This is a genomic window from Vibrio sp. 10N.286.46.A8 (assembly GCF_041470165.1).
GTDB classification, from domain to species: domain Bacteria; phylum Pseudomonadota; class Gammaproteobacteria; order Enterobacterales; family Vibrionaceae; genus Vibrio; species Vibrio tasmaniensis_A.
Genome location: NZ_JBFRLX010000045.1, coordinates 33,972 through 40,751 on the forward strand (window position 1 = coordinate 33,972; position 6,780 = coordinate 40,751).

General features: G+C 44.6%; 7 protein-coding genes. 3 read left to right on the forward strand and 4 right to left on the reverse strand.

All coding sequences use genetic code 11. The features are described 5' to 3' along the window. Positions 1-63 precede the first annotated feature (63 nt). From AB4232_RS05950 to AB4232_RS05965, 4 genes are all read right to left on the reverse strand, one after another. The gene (locus AB4232_RS05950) at positions 64-801 is read right to left on the reverse strand and encodes a dienelactone hydrolase family protein (protein WP_372086588.1); all 738 of its coding nucleotides are present in this window, start codon (positions 799-801) and stop codon (positions 64-66) included. A gap of 117 nt (positions 802-918) precedes the next feature. Continuing rightward, a complete protein-coding gene (locus AB4232_RS05955; protein WP_371702739.1) occupies positions 919-1,848 on the reverse strand; it encodes a 1-aminocyclopropane-1-carboxylate deaminase/D-cysteine desulfhydrase in 930 nt (309 codons plus the stop codon). 127 nt (positions 1,849-1,975) lie between these two features. Then, positions 1,976-3,274, reverse strand: a complete 1,299-nt coding sequence (locus tag AB4232_RS05960; protein ID WP_372086590.1) for a sensor histidine kinase — start codon at positions 3,272-3,274, stop codon at positions 1,976-1,978. After that, the gene (locus AB4232_RS05965) at positions 3,271-3,948 is read right to left on the reverse strand and encodes a response regulator transcription factor (protein WP_009846415.1); all 678 of its coding nucleotides are present in this window, start codon (positions 3,946-3,948) and stop codon (positions 3,271-3,273) included. The genes AB4232_RS05960 and AB4232_RS05965 overlap by 4 nt, the downstream gene beginning before the upstream one ends. 125 nt (positions 3,949-4,073) lie before the next feature. On the opposite strand from AB4232_RS05965, the gene AB4232_RS05970 reads away from it, so the two are divergent. The 3 genes from AB4232_RS05970 to AB4232_RS05980 all read left to right on the forward strand — a co-directional run. Further along, positions 4,074-5,093 carry a glycosyltransferase family 2 protein gene (locus AB4232_RS05970; RefSeq protein WP_017098516.1) on the forward strand — a complete coding sequence of 340 codons (1,020 nt, stop codon included), beginning with the start codon at positions 4,074-4,076 and terminating at the stop codon, positions 5,091-5,093. Then, positions 5,090-6,577 carry a glycosyltransferase family 39 protein gene (locus AB4232_RS05975; RefSeq protein ID WP_017098517.1) on the forward strand — a complete coding sequence of 496 codons (1,488 nt, stop codon included), beginning with the start codon at positions 5,090-5,092 and terminating at the stop codon, positions 6,575-6,577. The genes AB4232_RS05970 and AB4232_RS05975 overlap by 4 nt, the downstream gene beginning before the upstream one ends. After that, the coding region (locus AB4232_RS05980) for a GtrA family protein (RefSeq protein ID WP_372086592.1) at positions 6,564-6,780 on the forward strand (217 nt) is incomplete at its 3' end. The genes AB4232_RS05975 and AB4232_RS05980, both read left to right, overlap by 14 nt.

The window sequence follows — 6,780 nt, forward strand, 5'->3', positions numbered from 1 at the left end:
TGTTAACTAAAGTCACCCCATTCTTAAACTGTAGAATGGGGTTATGGGTTCTCAAGGAGAAGATTATCTGGTGGTGGTTTCTAGTACATGGGTAAATCTATCCCACGATTTCTGGTCAGCTTCTTGTTGATAGTTGTTTGAGCCGAATACGGTAAAGGCATGTGGCGCACCACTGTAGGTGATCATTTCATGCGGAACCTTGCTTGATTCAAGTTGAGCTGCGAGGCTTCCAAAGTCGTGCATTGAGATCATGGCGTCTGCTGTACCATGGAACACGACAACTGGAGCTTTTGTCTCAGAGTAGTCTTGTCCTTTAGGTGTCGATAAACCGCCATGGAAGGTGACATAAGCTTTCGATGGGATGCCAGCACGAGCGGCTTCTAAAACGGCTGCGCCACCAAAACAGTAACCCATTATCACGTTGTTATCTAAGTTACCACCAAGCCTTTTCGCTTCCATCGCTCCCGCATTAAGTAGTGCACGCATTTTTTCTCTGTCTTTATACAACTCGCCTGTGTGTTGTTTTTTGTCTTTCACTTCGGTAGGACGAATGCCTTTACCAAATAGGTCGATGGCGAACACGTTGTAACCGAGTTCGTTGAGCATCTCAGAACGTTTCTTTTCGTAATCAGTTAAACCATCCCAATCGTGTACTAATAGCACTAAAGGCGCTTGGTCACTGGCTTCACTCCAATAACCTTCGTAATCCATACCATCGACTTGGTAAGTGATGTTTTCTCCTGAAATCGCAGAGAAGGGCAGTAAAACTGAAAACAGGCCGAGCGTAGTGATTGTTCGCATGCGTGATTCCTTTCGATGACAATTGATGTTCCAATCGAAAGTATAGATAACGCGATGATTCTCGCCAGATTTCAGTTTATAACTTGAATAGCTAAACTGGAGAATAAAGGAAAAAAATTACCAAGATGTGTTGGTTTTGCTAATGCTCATCTCCGGATACTTCCGCTGATAGCGCGGCAACATCGATTCATTGCCTAAGATGCCGCCTTGATGAATATAGATGATGGTCTTAGTTGGGTTGTCTTGTTGCCACTGTACTAAGCATTGCCACATCAAAGGGTCATAGAGCAGGTCAAACTCAATGTCAGTTTGCTCTTGCAGGTCTAACCAAGTTTGATAATCCTGCTGATACAACTTACCAAAATGGTGTTTGGTTTTGAGCGGTAAAATCTGTGGGTGATCGGATTCGCCAAGTTCATCGAATTGCTGAGTTAAATAGTCATTACCACCTACACACGCACAGGTTAACACCGGGATATTGTGTACTTTTAAATGCTTATGTAGATACAGAGCCGTACTGCCTGTACCAGCGGGTAGTGCCACCACAAAATCGTGTTTGTTTTCGAAGCGCGTCCAGCTGAGTATTTCCATCGCCAGTTGCTTCACGCCATATTCAGAAAGCTGAGAACGTCCACCTTCAGGTAACACAATACAATCGGAACCTGGTTGCCTTATTTGTCCAATATACGCTTGTGGATGAAGCTCAGAGCCTGTTTCTTTGACTGAAATAACCTTAGCCCCAAGATCGATAGCGCCACGGTAGTTGCCGAGTGGGCGTTCTTGTAGCCATTGAGGAAGGTGGTCGACGTAAAACTCAAGCGTCCAGCCTTTGATTTTTGCAAGTGCGGCTAGCGAGAACAAGGAGTTAGCTTGAGCGGACCCATAGCTTATTAGAGTGGTGGTGTTTGGGTGATCGTCTTCCAGTAGCTTCATGAACTTTCTGGCTTTGTTGCCGCAAAAGTGGGAGTGAAGCTTATCGTCTCGCTTTAAGAAAAAGGTGTGATCGTTGTATTGATGCTGAGTTACAGGGCTATTATTTAGTTTCATCGCACTTAGACAAAATGCTGACTCAAGAGCCAGCATTTTTAAATCAAAAAGGACTACTGAGTATCTAGTAGCTAGCGAGTGCTGTAAACCAACTAAATCAAGTTTTCATAGGGTATTGAGCTTCGTATTACGAGTTTGCTTGCTTTAATGTGGATAAGGAGGAATCTGTCTGAAAGGCGATTCTTGCAGTACACCCTCCAGAGTTGCGATTGACCAACTCAAAGTCCCAATGGAAGCGCTGACACAAGTCGTCGACAATCAATAAACCTAATCCATGACCATTCGGATTGTACTGTTCCTGAAGGCCTTCTCCTTGGTCTTCAATTACCAGATTGTCTTGTGAGAGAGTGATGCTCACTGTGCCACTATTGGTCGCTGCAATCGCATTTCTCAACAAGTTGCCAACCAACATGTTCATGATCGCACTGGTGGCTTGAATTATAGGCTCAGATTGAACGAGTAGGGATATTTCGACTGCTTTCTCATTTGCTTGTAACGTATTTTTGGAAACGATGGTCTCTAATTCTTGCTGGCTAAACAAGCGCAGCGGTGCATCGTCACTATTTCTTTCGTAACGAACTAGGCCAAGCAAGGCATCGACCATCTCAGACATCTGAACAATGGCTTCATCAATGCGTTCAACCTGCCGAGATTGAAACTCGGTGGTTTCGCTTCTTAATAGTAATTTATTCGCACCACGAGCAACGGTTAGTGGTGTTCTTAACTCATGGCTTGAGTATCGAGCAAAGGCTTGTTCACGCTTGACCAAGGAATTGATTTCTCGACGATACTGATTCAGTTGATCGGTTAGCTGACGAAATTCAACTGCCGCATCATCACTCACACCGAACTCTTCGCTGAGATTGAGTTTATTCGACTCAAGTTGCTCAGACAGAGAGTTGAATGGTTCAATCAGTCGTTTTGACAGTCGATAGAGCAGAGCACCAAAACTAAAAATTAAGATAGAAAGTAACGTGAGCACAAAGGCGGTCGCGTACACAAGTTCAGAAATAGCAAATTCAACACGGTCTATTTCGGAAAGTAGGATTATTGGGTGGGTTTTTCCTTTGTCAGAATACTCGCCAACATAGACCATTCTTGACTCTGGCTCTTCGCCGATCTCTCCGAGAAAGCTCTCTTTATTTGCAATGAGCTTATAATATTCGGGAGGTACGAATGACGGGTCGTTATAGGCGACCGTCAGATCATCAATTCTTAACTCACCACTTTCTCCGGCTTGAAATAGTTCGACGGCGTAATTGCGGTCAATCAAGATGCGTCTTTCTCCGACCCGGTCTTCAGACATGTAGAGCGCGACAATAAAAACGATATAGACGAACGCAGACACAATCACGGCCATTAGCCCAAAGAAAACAGCTAAGCGGCCGGTGAGGGTTTTAGTGCTTGTCAGAAAGTTGGAAATCAATTCGATGACTCCAAGCGGAATCCTATTTTAGGAACGGTAATCAACATTTGACTGTCAAAAGGCTTGTCGAGTTGATTTCGTAATTGATAGATGTGACTGCGCAGCACATCATTATTGGGTTCATCTTCTTCCCATAATTTGTAGGAGATATCTTCACGAGTCACCACTTCCGGTGCGTTTTGGCAGAGCATCTCAAGTATGGTGTAAGTGGTTGGGTTTAGCGCAAGAAGCTTATCTTGGCGGTAAGCTTTACGGGTTTTTTGGTCGATGGTGAGTTCACCGAACTGAAGTTTTGAAGAGGCTACTTTTCCGCGGTAACGACGAACTAGTGCGTTCATTCTTGCTTCTAAAATATCCAAATCAAAAGGCTTGGTTAGATAGTCATCGGCACCATGCTCAAACCCTTTCAACATATCATCGCGGCTATCTAGCGCGGTCAGCATCAAAATAGGTGTCGCGTTGCCTTGGTCTCGCAATTTATTACAAACCGTGAGGCCGTCCATTCTTGGCAACATCAGATCCAATATGATGATATCAAATGAGTTTTCCAACGCGAGTTGCAGGCCGAGTTCGCCGTTGTCCGCATAATCGAGTTCCATACCAATACACTCAAAATAATCAAACAAGACACCTGCGATTTCACGGTTATCTTCGACTAATAGAACTCGTTTCATTTTGATTCTCATACAGAAATAGACGGTAACATTATCCTGAGTGAGCGTGAAAAATATGTCAATAACATAACTTTCACTTATGGGAGGGTAGATTGGGTTCAGATTAAAAAATAGAAGAACGTATTATGTCTGAACTTCATATAAGCCGCCCTAAGATATCTACATCGCAGATCAACCCTGCGGTTTCTCTGTCTATCATTGTGCCTTTTTACGATGAACAAGAGGTATTGGAAGAGTTCCACTCTCGCCTTACCAAGGTGCTTGATAGCTTGCCCATCAAGAGTGAAATCGTTTATGTCGACGACGGTAGCAAAGACAGCAGCTTGGAGTTGGTGAGTTCATTCACTTCAATCAATAGCTCAATTTCTGTTATCGGTTTAAGCCGTAATTTTGGCAAAGAATCAGCGATGAGCGCAGGCCTTGAGCACTGTCGTGGACAAGCGGTGATTTTGCTAGACGCTGACTTACAAGATCCACCTGAGCTTATCCCGCAAATGATTGCTAAGTGGCGCGAAGGTTATGACGTCGTCAATATGCAGCGCAGCCAGCGTGATGGTGAAACATGGTTTAAGAAGTTTTCAGCAGCGAGCTTTTACAAAGTCATGAACGTGGCTGCGAAGATTGATGTTCCTGAGAATGTGGGTGATTTTCGACTGTTAAGCCGAGAGGTTGTCGACCATATCAATCAGCTTCCAGAACGTAACCGCTACATGAAAGGCATTTTTTCATGGCCGGGTTTCCGACAAGCGACACTCCAATTTAAGCGTGATGCTCGCTTCTGTGGCGAGACCAAGTGGAACTATTTGAAACTCATCGGATTGGCGATGGATGGCATCACATCATTCTCTATCCGCCCACTGCGTATTGCGACGGCAGTTGGTGGATTAGTGGCGCTTACTGCTTTCGTGTATGGCGTCTTCATCGTGTTCAAAACCATGATGTTTGGTGAGCCAATTACGGGTTATCCGTCAATGATGGTCGTGCAACTTGCACTTGGCGGAATCCAACTGTTGAGTATTGGTTTAATGGGGGAGTACATAGGTCGTATTTTCATCGAAACCAAGAATCGCCCTCTTTATCTGATCCAATCGGTCGTTGATACACCCGCATTGAAAACACATTTTAAATTAGAGGAATCAGCATGAGTCTGAACAGAACGCATCTATGGTATTTGTTGGCTTTTGCACTGGTTCTAAGGCTTTTATCTTTGGCGACTTATCCGTTAATGGACACCACTGAAGCGCGCTATGGAGAAATGGCTCGCTTGATGGTAGAAACTGGCAATTGGTTAACCCCTCAGTTTGATTACGGTATTCCTTTTTGGGGTAAGCCACCGTTGTTCACATGGATGAGTGCTGCTGGTATTGAGTTGTTCGGCTTGAGTGAGTTTGCTGTGCGTGCTCCGCATTGGTTAGCAGGTTTCGCGACGATTCTATTGGTCGCGTATCTGGCGAAGCGTACGGGACAAAGTGCCTTAGTGGCGGCTGTTGTATTGGCAACATGTGGGATTTTCTCTATCGCCGCGGGTGCTGTGATGACCGACATGGCGTTAACGTTAGCCATGACCATCGCGATGCTGGGCTTTTACTTATGTTGGCTCGGTGGAGAAGACTGTAAAGGCGAAGGAAGTGAGAGAACCAACAAAACCTGGGGTTACGTTGGATTTGTAGGCTTGGCGTTGGGCTTGCTTGCAAAAGGTCCTGTTGCGATTGTGATCATGGGTATCGCAGTATTCCCTTGGTTGCTATTACAACATGGTATCTTTGGGGCTTTTAAAGTGTTGTGGCAACGCTTTCCACTGTTGTCTGGTTTAGGTGTCATGCTGGCGATTGCCTTGCCTTGGTACATTATGGCTGAAATGGCTACTCCGGGCTTTATTGATTATTTTATTGTTGGCGAACACTTTAAGCGTTTTGTTGTGAGTGGTTGGGAGGGCGATTTATACGGTTCTGCTCATGATGAAACCAGAGGCATGATCTGGGTGTTTTGGATTCAGGCCGCTGCGCCGTGGTCGATTGTATTACCTATTTTAACTTTCGCTCGTCGCAAGAAAATTGCGGAAATTAACGCTGAGAATAGTGGGTTGTTTTCATTCCTTGTCTGTTGGTTGATTTCGCCACTGATTCTTTTCACTATGGCGGGCAATATTCTCCCTGCGTACGTACTGCCGGGGATTCCAGCCCTTGGGATGCTGGTTGCTATACTTGTGGTGGAAAAAGATAAGAAGTGGTTTTCGAGTGTGGCTTTGGTGCTACCTGTGCTGTTAATGATTGCGATGGTTTACCTGAACTTAGGGAAGGCGAACGAGAAAAGTGACCGTATTATTTTTGAACAGATTACGGATTCTGCGCCAAGTTTTTATGTGGGTAAAAGACCATTCTCAGGGCAATTTTACAGTCATGGGCAAGCGAAAAAGCTTCTTGATATCGAGCAACTAAATGGCATCGATAAATTCTATTTGATCGGCCATAAAGCGGAAGTGGAAATTAAGATCAAAGAGAACGCATTAACGTGTATTTTGGAACCGACGGTCAAGATTAAGCGTGCTCTGTTCAGCTGCCATCACCAGAGCAACACACCAAATTTTTCGTTGAATCATATTGAAAGTGAAAATGATGTTCAGCGTTAACTCAAGGCTACGAATGTTCAATGACAAGCTTCAATCACATAGCCAAAGACTACAGTCCCACCACAAGATGGTTCGATTTGCTGTGGTTGGTGTTGGTGGGTTTGTTGTTGATTGTTTGGTTTTTGCATTGCTGCATTATGTTGTTGGGCTGCCTTTAATGATGGCGCGAATTAGCTCCTTTATTGCTGCTGCAACGACGACCT

Coding starts and splice junctions, on each gene's coding strand:
- AB4232_RS05955 (WP_371702739.1), bottom strand. CDS start 1,848: ATGAAACTAAATAATAGCCCTGTAACTCAGCATCAATACAACGATCAC.
- AB4232_RS05950 (WP_372086588.1), bottom strand. CDS start 801: ATGCGAACAATCACTACGCTCGGCCTGTTTTCAGTTTTACTGCCCTTC.
- AB4232_RS05965 (WP_009846415.1), bottom strand. CDS start 3,948: ATGAAACGAGTTCTATTAGTCGAAGATAACCGTGAAATCGCAGGTGTC.
- AB4232_RS05970 (WP_017098516.1), top strand. CDS start 4,074: ATGTCTGAACTTCATATAAGCCGCCCTAAGATATCTACATCGCAGATC.
- AB4232_RS05975 (WP_017098517.1), top strand. CDS start 5,090: ATGAGTCTGAACAGAACGCATCTATGGTATTTGTTGGCTTTTGCACTG.